Source organism: Terrabacter terrae, assembly GCF_039529575.1.
GTDB lineage: Bacteria > Actinomycetota > Actinomycetes > Actinomycetales > Dermatophilaceae > Terrabacter > Terrabacter terrae.
Genome location: NZ_BAAANB010000021.1, coordinates 1,144,651 through 1,159,392 on the forward strand (window position 1 = coordinate 1,144,651; position 14,742 = coordinate 1,159,392).

The window sequence follows — 14,742 nt, forward strand, 5'->3', positions numbered from 1 at the left end:
GCGTCACTTCAGCCAGACGCTGAGCGGCCCGAGCCGCTCGCACCCGGCCGCGACCGCGGCCTCGACGGAGGCGCCGGCCTCCCACCCGACCAGCGGTAGGCCGCCGACGATGTCACGGGCGGCAGCGGCAGCCTCACGCCACGTGTCCATGGCGTCGCCCTCGAGCGCGAAGACGTTGCCGAGCCCGGCGACCTCGCCGGCGACGTGGACGATCGCCCCGGCGACGAGGGGCGCGTCAGAGGCGTCGGAGGCGTGGGCGGCGAGGAGGTGGACGCCCCCCTCGCCGAGCAGCGCTGGGCGAAGGATCGCCTCGGCGTCGGGGTCGCTCGCCCACGCGTGCACCCAGGCGGCCATCCCCTCGGTCGTGGTGACGCGACGCCAGGAGCGAGCGGACGGGGACGGGACGGAGGCCGTGGGGTCGAGCCAGACCCACTCACCGACCACCAGGCGCGCAAAGTCCTCCAGCGAGAGGTCGAGGCGTGACCAGGAGTCCTTGACCGAGCACCCGTCGGAGTCGTCGACGCGCGCGAGGACGTCGTACTCGCCGACGTCCGCGGAGAGGGTCACGGCGTCGGGGTAGTAGGGCGGCGTACGCGTCGCGGCGGTCCAGGCGGTGTCGTCCATCGTCGTGCGGACCCCGTGGGAGCGGGCGACGGCGTCGCACCACAGGGCGTTGTTGCGGGCGGCGAGGACGATGCGGTCGGTCACGCCCGCCATCCTCGCCCATCCCGTCACGGCTGTGAGTGTCGGTGCCCGGTGGCAGGATCGGCTCATGCACGAGGGCGGCACCGAGGAGCGGCCGGCACTCTTCTTCGACGACGCGAAGGAGTTCCGCGCCTGGCTCGAGCTGCACCATGCGAGCGCCACCGAGCTGTGGATGGGCCTGCTGAAGAAGCACGTGGAGCCGCGGGGACTCCAGTGGGCGGAGGCCGTTCGCGAGGCGCTCTGCTTCGGGTGGATCGACTCGGTGGTGCAGCGCATCGACGGCGACGCGGTGCGCCAGCGGTGGACGCCCCGCAAGCCCGGGAGCAACTGGAGCACCGTCAACATCCAGGCGGTCGTGGAGCTGACCGCAGCCGGGCGCATGCACCCTGCCGGCCTCGCGGCCTTCGCGAGGCGGCGTGAGGACCGATCCGGCGTCTACGCCTACGAGAACCGGGAGCTCACCTGGCCCGACTCCTACGAGGCGTTGCTGCGCGCCGACGAGCGCGCGTCGAGGTTCTGGGACGGGGCAACCCCGTCCTACCGCAAGGTCGCGACCAACTGGGTCGTCACCGCCAAGCAGGAGACCACCCGTGACAAGCGGATGGCTGAGCTGGTCGACGACTGCGCCCACGGCCGGCTCATCAAGATGCAGCGCTACGGCACCGAGCCGACGTGGGTGCGCCGGATGCGCGACGAGCTCGGCTGACCCCCGGCCCCTCAGCGTCGACCGCGAGGCGGCACGATCTCGGTGTGACCGCCGCTCTTCTGGTCGGCCTTGGCGTGCTTCTCGGCCCGCTTCTCCTTGATCGACTTCGACTTGGTGGTCATGTGGGACCTGGGTGACTTGTCGGCCATGACGAGCTCCTGCACGCTCCGGGGCCGTGAGCCGGCCCCACCCCGCCAGTCTGCCCCCGCGGCGACGCAGCCGCCATGGGGTTTCCACCCCCTAGAGTGCCGCTGTGGGCTACGAGGGTCGCGACCGTGAGCGCTGGGTCGCGGAGGACCCTGCCCAGAAGCGGGCCGACCGCGACGACTTCGCCCGCGACCGCGCGCGGGTGCTGCACTCCTCGGCGCTGCGGAGGCTGGCGGCCAAGACGCAGGTGCTGGCGCCCGGCCACGACGACTTCGTCCGCAACCGCCTCACCCACTCGCTCGAGGTCGCCCAGATCGGCCGCGAGTTCGGTGCGGCCCTGGGCTGCGACGCCGACGTCGTCGACACCGCCTGCCTCGCGCATGACCTCGGCCACCCGCCCTTCGGACACAACGGCGAGACGGTGCTCGACGAGATCGCCTCGGGGATAGGGGGATTCGAGGGCAACGCGCAGACCCTGCGCCTGCTCACACGCCTGGAGGCCAAGCGGTTCCACGCCGACGGCAGGTCGGCCGGACTCAACCTGACGAGAGCCAGCCTCGACGCGGCGACGAAGTACCCGTGGCGGCGAGGCGAGGGTCCCACCGGCACGGCCAAGTTCGGCGTCTATGCCTCCGACCTGCCGGTGTTCCAGTGGGTCCGGGAGGACGCGCCCCCGGGTGTCCGCTGCTTCGAGGCGCAGGTCATGGACTGGTCCGACGACGTCGCCTACTCCGTGCACGACGTCGAGGACGCCATCGCGTCGGGTTGGATCGACCCCTGCGTCCTCCACTCGGACGACCTGGCCGACGTCGTCGACATCGCCGGCAGCGCCTACGCACCCGACCTCGGGAGCGATGTCCTCGGGGCAGCGCTGGAACGGCTCCTGCAGTCCGGGGCGGTCCCCACGGCATACGACGGCTCGCGCGGCGACCTCGCACGCCTCAAGGACATGACGAGCCGGCTCATCGGGCGCTTCGTCCTCTCGGTCGAGCAGGCGACCCGAGAGCGCCACGGACCCGGGCCACTGTGCCGCTACGAGGCCGACCTCGTCGTGCCCGACGGCACGCGGGCCGAGTGCTCCGTGCTCAAGGCGGTCGCCAACCACTTCGTGATGACGGCCGAGGAGCGGCTGGCCGTCATGTCCACGCAGCGCGACGTCGTACGCGACCTCGTGGAGGCGTATGCCGCCTCGCCCGCCGAGCGCCTCGACGTGGCCTTCCGGGCGGACCACGCTGCGGCGGCCGACGACGGGGAGCGCCTCCGCGTCGTCGTGGACCAGGTGGCGTCCCTGACGGACGTGCGCGCCCTCGCCCTCCACAGCCAGTGGTGCCGGTGACGGGGACCGTCGCGCCGACGAACTAGGATCACGGGCAGCGACAGGAGGCAGATGGCGGGGCTGATCAACAGCGAGGACATCGCGGCGGTCAAGGCGCGGTCGTCCCTCGAGGACGTCGTGCGCGAGCACGTGACGCTTCGCTCCGCCGGCCCGGGGTCGCTCAAGGGCCTGTGCCCCTTCCACGACGAGAAGACGCCGTCGTTCAACATCCGGCCGGCCGTCGGCGCCTGGCACTGCTTCGGCTGCCAGGAGGGCGGCGACGTCATCTCCTTCGTCCAGAAGGTCGACCACCTGAGCTTCTCCGAGGCCGTCGAGCGCCTCGCGCAGAAGCTCGGCATGGAGCTGCGCTACGAGGACGGCGTGCGGCCGCGCGAGGAGGGCCTGGGGCGACGCAGCCGGCTCATCGAGGCGCACCGCGTGGCCGAGGAGTTCTACACCGAGCTGCTGCTCGGCAGCCAGGCGGCGCGGCAGGGGCGGGACTTCCTGCGGGCCCGCGACTTCAACAGCGAGCACGTGAAGCAGTTCGGGATCGGCTTCGCGCCGCGCGGCGGCGAGGACCTCGTGCGCCACCTGCGCGGCAAGGGGTTCACCGACGACGAGCTCGTCACGGGCGGTCTGGCCGGTCGCGGCGCACGCGGGCTCTACGACCGGTTCCGGGGCCGGCTCGTGTGGCCGATCCGCGACATCACGGGCGACACCGTCGGGTTCGGAGCGCGCCGACTCTTCGACGACGACCGCATCGAGGCGAAGTACCTCAACACGTCCGAGACGCCGATCTACAAGAAGTCGACGGTGCTCTACGGGCTCGACCTCGCCAAGAAGAAGATCTCGCAGGGTCGGCAGGCCGTGGTCGTCGAGGGCTACACCGACGTGATGGCGTGTCACCTCGCCGGCGTCGACACGGCCGTGGCGACCTGCGGCACGGCCTTCGGCGCCGACCACATCAAGACCCTGCGCCGCCTGATGCGCGACGAGGCGGGCCTGGCCCCGGCCAAGGTGATCTTCACCTTCGACGGCGACGCCGCCGGCCAGAAGGCCGCGATGCGGGCCTTCGCCGACGACGAGAAGTGGACCTCCCAGTCGTTCGTGGCCGTCGAGAAGTCCGGCAAGGACCCGTGCGAGCTGCGGCAGGCCGGGGGAGACCCGGCGGTGCAGGCCCTCATCGAGGACGCCGTGCCGATGTTCGAGTTCGCGGCGCGCACGACGATCAAGCGCTTCGACCTCGCGACCGCCGAGGGACGCATCCAGGCGGTCCGCGCGGTGGCCCCCATCGTCGCCACGATCCGCGACCGGTCCCTCCAGCCCGAGTACACCCGCGAGGTCGCGGGCATGCTGGGTCTCGACGTCGAGCAGGTGGCCGGCGAGGTCTCGCGCGCCGGGAAGCTCAAGGTCGACGAGGACGCCCGTGTCGGTCGAGCCGATGGCGCCCGCAACGGGCGAGGGGCTCGGGACGGCCGCGATGCGCACGACGAGGTCGAGCCGAGCGCCACGGAGGCGGGGGTCTTCCCGGTGCCGGACCGTCGCGACCCGGTGGTCCTGGCCGAGCGGCAGCTGCTCCAGGTGCTGCTGCAGTTCCCGACCGTCTTCAAACCCGGGGCCATCGACCTGCTGACCCCCGAGTCCTTCTCGGCGCCCGCGCACCGGGCCGTCTTCGACGGCATCCGCATCGCCCACCACAGCGCCGACAAGGCCAGCGCCCGTGCCTGGACCTCGGCGGTGTCGGAGGCGGCGCCCGCACCGGTTGCCGGGCTCGTGAGCGAGCTCGCCGTCGACACGCTCCCGACCCGTATGGACGCCTCCACGGGGCTGCCGACCTCCCGCTACGTCGACGAGCTCTTCGACCGCGTGCGCACCATCGCGCTGACCCGCCGGATCGCGGACGCCATGAGCGAGATGCGCCGCCTCGACCATGCCGAGACCCCCTCACCCGAACGTACGCGCGAGCTCGGCATCCAGCTGCAGACCCTGCAGCGCGAGCTGGCGGCGCTCAAGGCAGGAATGGGCTGATGTCACTCTTCGACCGCCGGCGGCGACCGGTGCTTCCCGCCGAGGTGCGCTCGGCCGTGCCGCTCGACGGCGGGGAGCAGGTGCTGGCCTGGGCACGTGACGAGACCAGTCAGGCCCACGTCGTCGCGACCACCTGGCACCTGGTGCTCGTCGGCGCCGACGGTGCGTTGGCCTGGCGCAGGCCCTGGCACGAGGCCGAGGCCGCCACGTGGCAGGGCGAGTCGTCCCTGCTGACCGTCACCTGGGTCGACCGTGGCAGGCCGTCGCGGTGGCGGCTTCCCGAGCCCTCACTGCTCCAGCAGGCGCTGCGCGAGCGCCTACAGGCCAGCGTCGTGCTGGCCGACGAGTTCCGCACCGCAGGCCGCCGCACGGTGCGGGTCGTCATCAGGCAGGACCTCTCCACCGGTGCGCTCCTCGAGCAGACCATCCCCGGGCGGGGAGCCGACCTCGGTGACCCCGAGGTCGCCCGTGAGGCCGCCCAGCGGATGGCCCGGCTCCGCTCCGAGGTCGGGCTCTGAGACAGCCCTGGAGCAGGCTCTGGGGCAGGCTCGTGGGCAGGCTCTGAGGCAGTCCCGACCTCTTCGTCGCGGGGCCGTCAGCGGGGTCGCGGCCCGGGTCGGACCCCGATTTAGTCTGGGGGCAGTCCCTTTGCTATGGTTTCCCAGCAGCATTCCCCTGTAGCTCAATTGGCAGAGCAGCCGGCTGTTAACCGGCAGGTTATTGGTTCGAGTCCAATCGGGGGAGCACGACGAGAGAGGGCCCCGACACCACTGGTGTCGGGGCCTTCTCTGGTCTTCCGGGCCGCGCTCCGGGCCCGCCGCCCGGAGCAGGCGGCCGGCCCGGAGCGGGCCGGTCTCAGACGTCCCGGGACGAGACCGGGCCCGGCAGCCCCGGGCCGGCCTCGGTCTCGCCGACGCCGGGGCCCACGCCGGTCCGGCGCGCGCCACCGCGGCGCTTCAGCCGCCGCTCCACCGTCGCGGCCAGCCGGGTCAGCAGGTAGTTGATGACGATGAAGATGACTGCTGCCACGAGGTAGGCCGGCACCGTGTTGGCGTAGGCCGAGCCGAGCGTCTTGGCGGCGTTGAGCAGCTCAGGGTAGGTGATGACGTAGCCGAGGGCACTGTCCTTGAGCACGACCACCAGCTGGCCAACCAGGGCCGGCAGCATGGCCGTCAACGCCTGGGGGAGCTGGATGGAGCGCAGCACCTGACCGGGGGTGAGCCCGATGGAGAGCCCCGCCTCGCTCTGGCCCTTCGGGAGGCCGAACACCCCCGAGCGCACCAGCTCGGCGATGACCGAGCCGTTGTAGAGCGTCAGGGCGAGGACGACGGCCGCCAGCGGTGCCGTGTCCGCCGAGACGAGATTGCTCGTGGCGAAGTAGCCGAAGTAGAAGAAGACCATCATGAGCAGCACCGGCACCGACCGGAAGAACTCGACGACCACGCCGGCCGGCACGGTGATCCAGCGGTTCGAGGACAGCCGCGCCATGCCGAAGAGGATGCCGAAGATGCCGGCGAAGACCACCGAGAGCGCCGCAGCCTTGAGGGTGCCCCAGAGGCCCGGCAGGAGGTACTGGGTCCACACGTCGGGGTCCGTCACGAACGGGGACCACATGTAGCCCTGGAGCTGGTTGGCCTCGGCCATCTTGCGGATGACCACCCAGAGGATGCCGACGGCGAGGAGGAGGCCGACGATCGTGAGGATGGTGTGACGCCGCCGGGCCTTGGGCCCCGGCGCGTCGAAGAGGACGATCTGCGAGCTCATCGCTTCACCGCCAGACGCTGGGAGAGATGGGTGAACAGCAGGCCGATCGGCAGCGTGAGGATCACGAAGCCGAGCGCGAAGATGAAGAAGGTCGGCAGGCTCGCGCCCTCGTTCTCGGTGATCTGCGCGAGCAGGCCGGCCGACTCCTTGGTGCCGAGGATGACTGCGGCGACCGTGGTGTTCTTGACCAGCGCGATGAGCGTCGACCCGAGGGGGGCGATGGCGCCGCGGAAGGCCTGGGGGAGGAGCACCTCACGCATGGACTGGGCGAAGGTGAGCCCGATGGCGCGAGCCGCCTCGGCCTGCCCCGTCGAGACCGTGTTCACGCCGCTGCGCAGGGCCTCGCACACGAAGGCGGCGTGGTAGACCGAGAGCACGACGACCGCCCAGAGGTAGGCGTTGCGCGACAGGTCCTGCGAGAGGTTGAGCCCGAGGATGAACGACAGGCCGAGGATGCTGAAGACCATGAGCAGGGTCAGCGGGGTGTTGCGGAAGACGTTGACGTAGCTGGTGCCGATGAGCCGCAGGATGCGGACCGGCGAGACCCGCAGGATCGCGACGACCGTGCCGATGACCAGAGCGCCGATCGCGGACAGGACGGACAGCTGGATGGTCACCCAGAAGGCGCCGAGAATGTCGTACTTGCTCAGGATGTCGCCCATCCATCACCTCTCGTGCTCTACCCGCGTGCGGGGGCCCGTGCTTGGGGCCCCCGCAACGGGGTGGTCGGTCAGGAACAGGCGTCCGGGGTGGGCGGGTTGCCGGCGCCGGGCTTGTAGCCGGCGGGGCCGAGGTTGTTGTCGACCGCCTTCTGCCACGAGCCGTCCGAGACCATCTTCTTGATGGCGTCGGTGACCTTCTGGCACAGGGCGGTGTCGCCCTTCTTGATGCCGATGCCGTACTTCTCCGTGGAGAAGGGCTTGCCGACGACCTTGAGCTTGCCCTTGTACTGGTCCTGCGCGGCGTAGCCGGCGAGGATCGTGTCGTCGGTGGTCAGCGCGTCGATGGCGCCCGAGGCGAGAGCGGCGACGCACTCGGAGTAGGTGCCGAACTGCTGGAGGTTGACGCCCGGGACCTTCTCCTGCACCTTCTGGGCCGACGTGGACCCGGTGACGGAGCACAGCTTCTTGCCCGCGAGCGTGTCGGGCCCGGTGATCGAGGTATCGTTGCTGCGGACCAGCAGGTCCTGACCGGCGATGAAGTAGGGGCCGGCGAAGCTGACCTTCTCCTTGCGCTTGTCGGTGATCGAGTACGTCGCCACGACCATGTCGACCTGGCCGGTCGAGATGAGCGTCTCGCGCTGGGCGCTGGGCGCCTGCACCCACGTGATGTCGCCCTCGCTGGTGCCGAGCGACTTCGCGACGTACTTGGCGACGTCGACGTCCATGCCGGTGAAGTCGCTGCCCTTCTTCAGGCCGAGGCCGGGCTGGTCGAACTTGATGCCGATCTTGAGTCCCTTGCCTCCGCTCGCGCCGCCGCCGGCCTTGTCACCAGAGCCGCACGCGGCCATGGTGAGGGCGAGCGTCGCGGCGGCCGCGAGGGCTCCGAGTCGTCGTGCCTTCATGTGGGTTCCTCCTGGGTGGTGTCCGGCGTGCGCGCGGAGTGCGCGCCGCTCCCTGCCGGGTGGCTTGGCTGGCTCAGTGCGTGAGGATCTTGCCGAGGAAGTCCTTGGCGCGCTCACTGCGGGGGTTGGTGAAGAAGTCCTGGGGGGTGCCGACCTCGACGATCTGTCCGTCGGCCATGAACACGACGCGGTCGGCGGCCTTGCGGGCGAAGCCCATCTCGTGGGTGACGACGATCATCGTCATACCCTCCCTGGCGAGCTCCACCATGACGTCGAGCACCTCGTTGACCATCTCGGGGTCGAGGGCGGAGGTGGGCTCGTCGAAGAGCATCACCTTGGGGCCCATGGCCAGCGACCGGGCGATGGCCACGCGCTGCTGCTGCCCGCCGGAGAGCTGGGCGGGGTACTTCTCGGCCTGGGCCTCGACGCCCACGCGCTTGAGCAGCACGTCCGCCTGCTTGTCGGCGTCCGCCTTGGACTTCTTGCGGACCTTGACCGGCCCGAGCGTGACGTTCTCGCGGATCGTCTTGTGCGCGAAGAGGTTGAAGGACTGGAAGACCATCCCGACGTCGGCGCGCAGCTCGGCGAGCGGCTTGCCCTCCTCCGGCAGCTCCTTGCCGTCGATCGAGATGGCGCCGGACTCGATGGTCTCGAGGCGGTTGATGGCGCGACAGAGCGTCGACTTGCCTGATCCGGAGGGGCCGAGGACCACCACGACCTCGCCCTTGCCGACCGTCAGGTTGATGTCGCGCAGCACGTGGAGGTCGCCGAAGTGCTTGTTGACGCCCTCGATGACGACCATGGGGTCGCGAGGCGTCTGAGGGGTCCGATCGGTCGATGCCCCGGTGTCGGGTTTCACGTCGTCCATCCGCGCAACCTATCGCGCCCGCGAGGGCGACAGGCACCCCTCCGCACCGAGCGTGCCCGAATCGTGAGCCCACGCCCGAGAACGTATGCGTTCGGCGCGTATGCCGATCGACCTCCGTGGGTCTCCACGGAGGTCGATCGGTGCGGCGTCTCCGTGGCGCCCGGGGCCCTGCGAAGTGGTCTCCGGTTGCCCGAGGCCTGTGGCTGCGGCGCGTGCCCGACTACGGCTGCGTGGTCGGTTTGGTGGGGCAGGCCGAGCTGGACGCGCTCGACGGGCTCGGTGAGGTCGTGGTGTCGGTGCCGGTCGGCGAGCAGCTCGCGGTCGCGACACTCGTGGCGACCTGGGTCGCGGTCTCCAGCACCTGGGTGGCCGTCGTCGTCAGGGTCGCGGTCGTCGTGGGCGTGGAGCTGGAGGTCGCCGGCGTGCTGCTGGAGGAACCGACGCTCGTCTCCGGCGCCGCGGCGGTCGTGGTGGTCGTCGTGCTCGTCGTGGTGGTCGTCGTGCTCGTCGTTGTGGTCGTGGTGGGCGGCGGCGTCGTCGTCGTCGCTGGCGGCGTGGTCGTCGTCGCTGGCGGCGTCGTGGTCGTGGTGGTGGGCGGCGTCGAGCTCGGCGCCGGCCTGGTCGTCGTCGGAGTCGACGTGGACGTGGACGTCGGTTTCGGTGCGCTCGGCGTGCTCGTCGTCGGCGTGGCCACGGAGGATGGTGTGTCCGGCCCGGCCGTCGCCACGGCAGTCGACGGCGTCGGTGTCCCGCTCGCGTCCGGGATCGGCACGTCGCCGTCCTCGACGGTGTGGATGACACGGCCGCCCTGGTCGAGCACGAGGTGCGGGACGACGGCATACGGCACCGACGCGCTGGCCGAAGCCGGGAAGCCGAGGTACGGGGCGGGGTCGACGTAGCGGTCGTCGACGATGACGTCGAAGTGCAGGTGGCAGCCCGTGGACCAGCCGGTCGTGCCGCTGAGCCCGATGACCTGGCCCTGCTTGACCTTCTGGCCCTCGGTGACCAGGAACTTCGACTGGTGGCCGTAGGCGGTCTTGAGCGTCGGACTGTGCTGGATGATGGTGCGGCCGCCCCACGAGGCCGAGACGCGTGCGTAGATCACGGTGCCGTCGGCTGCGGCGTGGATCGGGGTCCCGCAGACCGCTGCGAGGTCGATGCCCGTGTGGAACATGGGACGGCCGAGCAGTGGGTGGATCCGTGGACCGAACGGTGACGTCTCAGCCCCGTTCACCGGGTGCACGAACAGCGGCAGGCCGGTGATCGGCGCCACCATCGCCTGGGCGGTGAGCGGGGTCAGGCCGATGGCAGGGAAGAGGAACAGGCCGCCGCCGACCGCGTCGGAGAACGCCGAGCCCGCCGGTGCCGCAGCGGCGGTGGCCGGCGAGACCGCTTGGGATGCCGACAGCTGGTCCCGGGCATGGCTCACGGCGTCGGCTGCGTCCTGCACTGCTGCTCGTGACCCGGCGGCCAGCACCACGGATGTCGAGGGCGTTCGTGGTGCGCTCCCACCGAGGAAGGGCAGCAGCACGAAGAGCACGAGCATCGCTGCGAGTGGAACAAGACGACCGCTCATCCTGATGTTCAGGACGAGCGGGCCACTTCCGTGATCGGTCTTACGCACCTGCGGGCCACCCCCCTCGAGCCGATTTGGCTGTCACCGTGGAACCTTTCCCGGTGGACGTCTCCACCGCAACCGGACGGCCTGTCCCGTGCCCCCGCACGGGCCTGCCGGTCCCCTTCACCATATGGAGGCCACTTGGTCAAGGGGGCACTTCCGCGAAAATGTACCGAGTTCGGTGGCCCCTGTGACCGGTGGGGCCAGAGTCCGGCCTCGCGTGGAAGCGGCCGTCGTCCATGCCTCGGACGTGCCCCGCGACGACGAGTCGGTGCACGACGTCCACCATTGTGCTGGGGCGGTACACCCGCGCGTGCCGCTTGCACGAACCTTGCGGAAACTCGAGCCTTTCGCCGCCCCTCGGCTTGCAGGCCGCGCGGCAGAGTTGTCCGTGCGGGGCGGAGGAGAAGCGCACCGACGGCGGGCAACGACGTCGGGCCGAGGACCGGTGGGGGAACCGGTGCGAGGCATCACAGAGGTGGGTCCTGTCGGGGGAGTCGGCGGGGCCCACCTCGGCCCGGTGCCCCAGCGGATCGACGGCTTCCGCGACTTTCGTGCGGGTTCACCCGGATGTGCGCATTTCGCCCCATTGGTGAGAGTCGTGGGGGAGACTAGTCACAGGTTCCGCGGCGGCCCCTTCTCGGGAGAAGGGTCGTCGGGTTCCTCCGGACGGTGCGACCCTCGCGGTCGACAAGCGCGTGGCCTGCCTCCCACCCCCGACCTCGCGCGGACCCCCAACGCCGTCCGGACGCCGACCGGACCCAGGTGCGGTCCCTCGGCGCGCAACGGCCGGCGGCCTTCGAACCGCCGGCCGTTGGCCGTACCCTGGGGCGGTCGACGGCGCAGTTGGGGCACGAGAGTGGGGCAGCAGGGGCTTGAACCCTGGACCGACGGATTATGAGTCCGCTGCTCTGACCGGCTGAGCTACTGCCCCGGGACCGCTTCCGCCGTGGCGGCCGAGGTCGGCTCGGAGTCTAGCCGCGTCGGGGGCGGTCTCTGCGTGCCGGTCGCCTCGCACCGGTGCCTGCCACCTGCTGGACGACTTTCCCCACCCTCTAGGCTCGCGGGGACCGACGACTCGAGGTGACAGGGAGAGAGCATGAGCGACGGCATCAGGGTGGCGGCGGTCGACGACGTGGAACCCGGTGAGGCGCTCGTGCTGGACATGGAGCTCACGGGAACTGAGGAGCCCATCTCGCTCTTCCGCGACGACGACGGGACGTACTACGCGCTCGACGACACCTGTTCACACGAGGACGCGTCGCTGGCCGAAGGCTGGGTCGAGGCCGGCGAGGTCGAGTGCCCGCTGCACGCGACGCGCTTCTGCCTGGCTGACGGCAGGCCGATGTGCCTGCCGGCCACCAAGCCGGTGCGCACCCACCGGGTCGAGCTGCGCGGTGACGACGTCTACCTCTACCCGGGCGTCCCGGCCACCGGCTGAGCGGCCGCGCGCACCGTGCGTGCTCCCGGGCCGGGGCGTGACTCGGGCATATCGACCCGTGGGACTGCTGGTGCACCTGTGTCCGATGGTGCACAATGAGCGGGTGCTCGCCGTCGAGCACTCGTGACCGGCACACCGAGCAGACCACCGGTACTTCCGAACAAGCAGGCGTTGGGGAAGACGTCCCTGCAACTTCAGGAGGTTCGGATGTCTGTGGCGACGCCGCGCACCACGACACGTGGGGTCCTGTTCGTACACGGGGCCCCGGCCGCGCTGTGCCCGCACATCACGTGGGCCGTCGAGGCCGTCCTCGACCAGCGCGTGGCCTTCGACTGGATCCCGCAGCCGGCTGCGCCCCGACTGGTGCGCACCGAGCTCTCCTGGTCCGGTGCCGCAGGTACGGGGTCCGCGCTGGCCAGCGCCCTGCGCGGCTGGGACGGCCTGCGCTACGAGGTCACCGAGGACCCGTCGCCGGGCTGTGACGGATCTCGGTGGTCCTACACGCCGAGTCTCGGCATCCACCACGCCATGACCTCCGCGTCGGGCGACGCCGTGGTCCAGGAGGACCGGCTGCGCGAGGCGATCGTGCGGACGCGCGGCGACGCCGAGGCGCTGCAGGACGAGATCGACCTGCTCCTCGGCGTGCCCTGGGACGAGGAGCTCGAGGTGTTCCGTTACGCGAGCGACGGTGCGGCCGTGCGCTGGCTGCACAAGGTCGGCTGACCCCGGGGAGTCTCTCCGGTCGGTCTGCGCTCCGCCGACCACGGGTGGGGACGAGGGCCCGGGAGGTTCGTGCTCCCGGGCCCTCGTCGCGCCCGCTGGGCGGTGCGTCCGTTCAGGCGCGCGCCTCAGATGCTGCGGATCGCGAGGGCGACGTTGTGGCCGCCGAAGCCGAACGAGTTGTTCAGGGCCGCGATGTCGCCGTCGGGCAGCTGCTGCGCCTCGCCCGTGACGACGTTGAGCGAGATCTCCGGGTCCTGCTCGTCGAGGTTGATCGTCGCCGGCACGAGCCGGTTGTACACCGACTGGATGGTGATGACGGCCTCGAGGGCGCCGGCGGCACCGAGCAGGTGGCCGGTCATGGACTTCGTCGCCGTCACCGAGAGGTTGTCGGTCAGGTCACCGAAGGCACGCCGGATCGCGTTGTACTCCGCGACGTCGCCGACCGGCGTCGAGGTCGCGTGAGCGTTGATGTGGATGATGTCCGACGGGGACAGATCGGCCCGCTCGACGGCATACAGCATCGCGCGGGAGGCCCCGGAGCCGTTGGGCTCGGGAGCCGTGATGTGGTGGGCGTCGGCGGACATGCCGACGCTCGCGAGCTCGGCGTAGATGCGCGCGCCGCGGGCACGGGCGTGCTCCTCCGACTCCAGGACGATGACGGCTGCACCCTCACCGAGGACGAAGCCGTCCCGGCCGGTGTCGTAGGGGCGCGACGCCTTCTCGGGCTCGTCGTTGCGGGTCGAGAGCGCCTGCATGGCGGCGAAGCCGGCGATCGGCAGCGCGTGCACGGCCGCCTCGGTGCCGCCGGCGACGACGACGTCGGCCCGGCCGGTGCGGATCATGTCGATGGCGTAGCCCATGCTCTCGGCGCCGGAGGCGCAGGCGCTGACTGTCGTGTGGGCCCCGGCGCGAGCGCCGAGGTCGAGGGACACGGCGGCCGCGGGACCGTTGGGCATGAGCATCGGGACGGCGAGCGGGTAGACGCGGCGGGGGCCCTTCTCGCGGAGGTTGTCCCACTGGTCGAGCAGGGTCCAGACGCCCCCGATGCCGGAGCCGATGGCCGCGCCGAGGCGCTCGGGGTCGACCTCGGGCTTGCCGGCGTCGGCCCACGCCTCACGTGCGGCGATGAGGGCGTACTGGCTCGAGGGGTCGAGGCGACGCGTCTCGACCTTGGTCAGGACCTCGTCGGGCCGGGTGGCGATGGTCGCGGCGAACGTGACCGGGAGCTCGTACTTGGCGACCCAGTCGAAGTCCATGGGTCGGGCGCCGGACCGGCCGGCGAGCAGGGCCTCCCACGTCTCCGTGGCGGTGCCGCCGAGTGGCGTGGTGGCGCCGAGACCGGTGACCACGACGCGTCGGTCGCGATTGGACGTCATGGTGACGTGCTCCTCTGGGTGGGGTGTTTGGTGCGAGGGGTGGCTGGACGACGATCAGGTGATGCGGGCGCGGTGTGGCCACTGCGACGTGGGCCGGCGGCCCGAGGTCGGCGCCCGGCGCACCCTGACGGTGCGTGCGGGCGCCGACCCGAGGGTCAGGACTGCGCGCCGTTGATGTAGGTGACGGCGTCGCGGACGGTCTTGAGGTTCTTGACCTCGCTGTCGGGGATGCGCACGCCGAACTTCTCCTCGGCGTTGACGACGATCGTCATCATCGAGAGGGAGTCGATGTCGAGGTCCTCGGTGAAGGACTTGTCCATCTCGACGGACGCGGTGTCGAGGCCGGTCTCCTCGTTGACGATCTCGGCAAGACCCTCGAGGATCTCCTGCTCGGACTGAGCCATCTGTCTACTCCTTGGTTGTGGTGCCTGGTGGGTGTCGTTCCGTGGCCCGAATGACCCGTCGGACCGGCGGGAGTGCGAGGACT

At 71.0% G+C, this 14,742-nt stretch carries 15 protein-coding genes and 2 tRNA genes; 7 read left to right on the forward strand and 10 right to left on the reverse strand.

Features of this window, described 5'->3' with window-relative positions; translation table 11 throughout:
- Positions 1-3: 3 nt before the first annotated feature.
- The gene (locus ABD194_RS15410; protein WP_343992922.1) at positions 4-708 is read right to left on the reverse strand and encodes a hypothetical protein; all 705 of its coding nucleotides are present in this window, start codon (positions 706-708) and stop codon (positions 4-6) included.
- A 64-nt stretch (positions 709-772) separates the two neighbouring features.
- On the opposite strand from ABD194_RS15410, the gene ABD194_RS15415 reads away from it, so the two are divergent.
- Positions 773-1,411, forward strand: coding sequence for a YdeI/OmpD-associated family protein (locus ABD194_RS15415; RefSeq protein WP_343992924.1), 639 nt, complete (start codon positions 773-775; stop codon positions 1,409-1,411).
- 11 nt (positions 1,412-1,422) lie between these two features.
- Here ABD194_RS15415 and ABD194_RS15420 read toward each other — a convergent pair whose 3' ends face one another.
- Complete coding sequence (locus tag ABD194_RS15420; protein ID WP_343992926.1) at positions 1,423-1,560, reverse strand: hypothetical protein; 138 nt, start codon at positions 1,558-1,560, stop codon at positions 1,423-1,425.
- Between the two features lie 104 nt (positions 1,561-1,664).
- Between ABD194_RS15420 and ABD194_RS15425 the strand changes: the two genes are divergently transcribed.
- The 4 genes from ABD194_RS15425 to ABD194_RS15440 all read left to right on the forward strand — a co-directional run bounded on the left by ABD194_RS15425 (position 1,665) and on the right by ABD194_RS15440 (position 5,645).
- Positions 1,665-2,894, forward strand: coding sequence for a deoxyguanosinetriphosphate triphosphohydrolase (locus tag ABD194_RS15425; RefSeq protein ID WP_343992928.1), 1,230 nt, complete (start codon positions 1,665-1,667; stop codon positions 2,892-2,894).
- 51 nt (positions 2,895-2,945) lie between these two features.
- On the forward strand, positions 2,946-4,901 hold the full coding sequence (dnaG, locus tag ABD194_RS15430) for a DNA primase (protein ID WP_343992931.1): 1,956 nt from the start codon (positions 2,946-2,948) through the stop codon (positions 4,899-4,901).
- Entirely contained in the window at positions 4,901-5,419 is a 519-nt protein-coding gene (locus tag ABD194_RS15435; RefSeq protein WP_343992934.1) for a hypothetical protein, read from the forward strand. The genes dnaG and ABD194_RS15435 overlap by 1 nt, the downstream gene beginning before the upstream one ends.
- 153 nt (positions 5,420-5,572) lie before the next feature.
- Positions 5,573-5,645, forward strand: a tRNA-Asn gene (locus tag ABD194_RS15440).
- Between the two features lie 111 nt (positions 5,646-5,756).
- On the opposite strand, the gene ABD194_RS15445 is transcribed toward ABD194_RS15440, so the two are convergent.
- From ABD194_RS15445 to ABD194_RS15470, 6 genes are all read right to left on the reverse strand, one after another.
- A complete protein-coding gene (locus tag ABD194_RS15445) occupies positions 5,757-6,665 on the reverse strand; it encodes an amino acid ABC transporter permease (protein WP_343992936.1) in 909 nt (302 codons plus the stop codon).
- Positions 6,662-7,327, reverse strand: a complete 666-nt coding sequence (locus ABD194_RS15450) for an amino acid ABC transporter permease (RefSeq protein ID WP_343992937.1) — start codon at positions 7,325-7,327, stop codon at positions 6,662-6,664. Before ABD194_RS15450 ends, ABD194_RS15445 begins: the two co-directional genes overlap by 4 nt.
- 68 nt (positions 7,328-7,395) lie before the next feature.
- Positions 7,396-8,229, reverse strand: coding sequence for a glutamate ABC transporter substrate-binding protein (locus ABD194_RS15455; RefSeq protein ID WP_343992938.1), 834 nt, complete (start codon positions 8,227-8,229; stop codon positions 7,396-7,398).
- A 73-nt stretch (positions 8,230-8,302) separates the two neighbouring features.
- Complete coding sequence (locus ABD194_RS15460) at positions 8,303-9,031, reverse strand: amino acid ABC transporter ATP-binding protein (protein ID WP_343994175.1); 729 nt, start codon at positions 9,029-9,031, stop codon at positions 8,303-8,305.
- A 286-nt stretch (positions 9,032-9,317) separates the two neighbouring features.
- Positions 9,318-10,643 (reverse strand): M23 family metallopeptidase, encoded by a 1,326-nt coding sequence (locus ABD194_RS15465; protein ID WP_343992940.1) that lies wholly within the window; start codon positions 10,641-10,643, stop codon positions 9,318-9,320.
- Positions 10,644-11,575: 932 nt separating this feature from the next.
- A tRNA-Ile gene (locus tag ABD194_RS15470) sits at positions 11,576-11,649 on the reverse strand.
- A gap of 165 nt (positions 11,650-11,814) precedes the next feature.
- Here ABD194_RS15470 and ABD194_RS15475 point away from each other — a divergent pair.
- On the forward strand, positions 11,815-12,156 hold the full coding sequence (locus tag ABD194_RS15475) for a bifunctional 3-phenylpropionate/cinnamic acid dioxygenase ferredoxin subunit (protein ID WP_343992942.1): 342 nt from the start codon (positions 11,815-11,817) through the stop codon (positions 12,154-12,156).
- Positions 12,157-12,363: 207 nt separating this feature from the next.
- On the forward strand, positions 12,364-12,879 hold the full coding sequence (locus ABD194_RS15480) for a DUF3145 domain-containing protein (protein WP_343992944.1): 516 nt from the start codon (positions 12,364-12,366) through the stop codon (positions 12,877-12,879).
- 125 nt (positions 12,880-13,004) lie between these two features.
- On the opposite strand, the gene fabF is transcribed toward ABD194_RS15480, so the two are convergent.
- Together fabF and ABD194_RS15490 are read right to left on the reverse strand one after the other, a co-directional pair.
- Positions 13,005-14,255 (reverse strand): beta-ketoacyl-ACP synthase II, encoded by a 1,251-nt coding sequence (gene fabF, locus ABD194_RS15485; RefSeq protein WP_343992946.1) that lies wholly within the window; start codon positions 14,253-14,255, stop codon positions 13,005-13,007.
- Between the two features lie 155 nt (positions 14,256-14,410).
- A complete protein-coding gene (locus ABD194_RS15490; RefSeq protein ID WP_045193252.1) occupies positions 14,411-14,659 on the reverse strand; it encodes an acyl carrier protein in 249 nt (82 codons plus the stop codon).
- Positions 14,660-14,742 lie beyond the last annotated feature (83 nt).

Coding starts and splice junctions, on each gene's coding strand:
- ABD194_RS15415 (WP_343992924.1), top strand. CDS start 773: ATGCACGAGGGCGGCACCGAGGAGCGGCCGGCACTCTTCTTCGACGAC.
- ABD194_RS15420 (WP_343992926.1), bottom strand. CDS start 1,560: ATGGCCGACAAGTCACCCAGGTCCCACATGACCACCAAGTCGAAGTCG.
- dnaG (WP_343992931.1), top strand. CDS start 2,946: ATGGCGGGGCTGATCAACAGCGAGGACATCGCGGCGGTCAAGGCGCGG.
- ABD194_RS15435 (WP_343992934.1), top strand. CDS start 4,901: ATGTCACTCTTCGACCGCCGGCGGCGACCGGTGCTTCCCGCCGAGGTG.
- ABD194_RS15445 (WP_343992936.1), bottom strand. CDS start 6,665: ATGAGCTCGCAGATCGTCCTCTTCGACGCGCCGGGGCCCAAGGCCCGG.
- ABD194_RS15450 (WP_343992937.1), bottom strand. CDS start 7,327: ATGGGCGACATCCTGAGCAAGTACGACATTCTCGGCGCCTTCTGGGTG.
- ABD194_RS15455 (WP_343992938.1), bottom strand. CDS start 8,229: ATGAAGGCACGACGACTCGGAGCCCTCGCGGCCGCCGCGACGCTCGCC.
- ABD194_RS15460 (WP_343994175.1), bottom strand. CDS start 9,031: ATGGTCGTCATCGAGGGCGTCAACAAGCACTTCGGCGACCTCCACGTG.
- ABD194_RS15465 (WP_343992940.1), bottom strand. CDS start 10,643: ATGCTCGTGCTCTTCGTGCTGCTGCCCTTCCTCGGTGGGAGCGCACCA.
- ABD194_RS15475 (WP_343992942.1), top strand. CDS start 11,815: ATGAGCGACGGCATCAGGGTGGCGGCGGTCGACGACGTGGAACCCGGT.
- ABD194_RS15480 (WP_343992944.1), top strand. CDS start 12,364: ATGTCTGTGGCGACGCCGCGCACCACGACACGTGGGGTCCTGTTCGTA.
- fabF (WP_343992946.1), bottom strand. CDS start 14,255: ATGACGTCCAATCGCGACCGACGCGTCGTGGTCACCGGTCTCGGCGCC.
- ABD194_RS15490 (WP_045193252.1), bottom strand. CDS start 14,659: ATGGCTCAGTCCGAGCAGGAGATCCTCGAGGGTCTTGCCGAGATCGTC.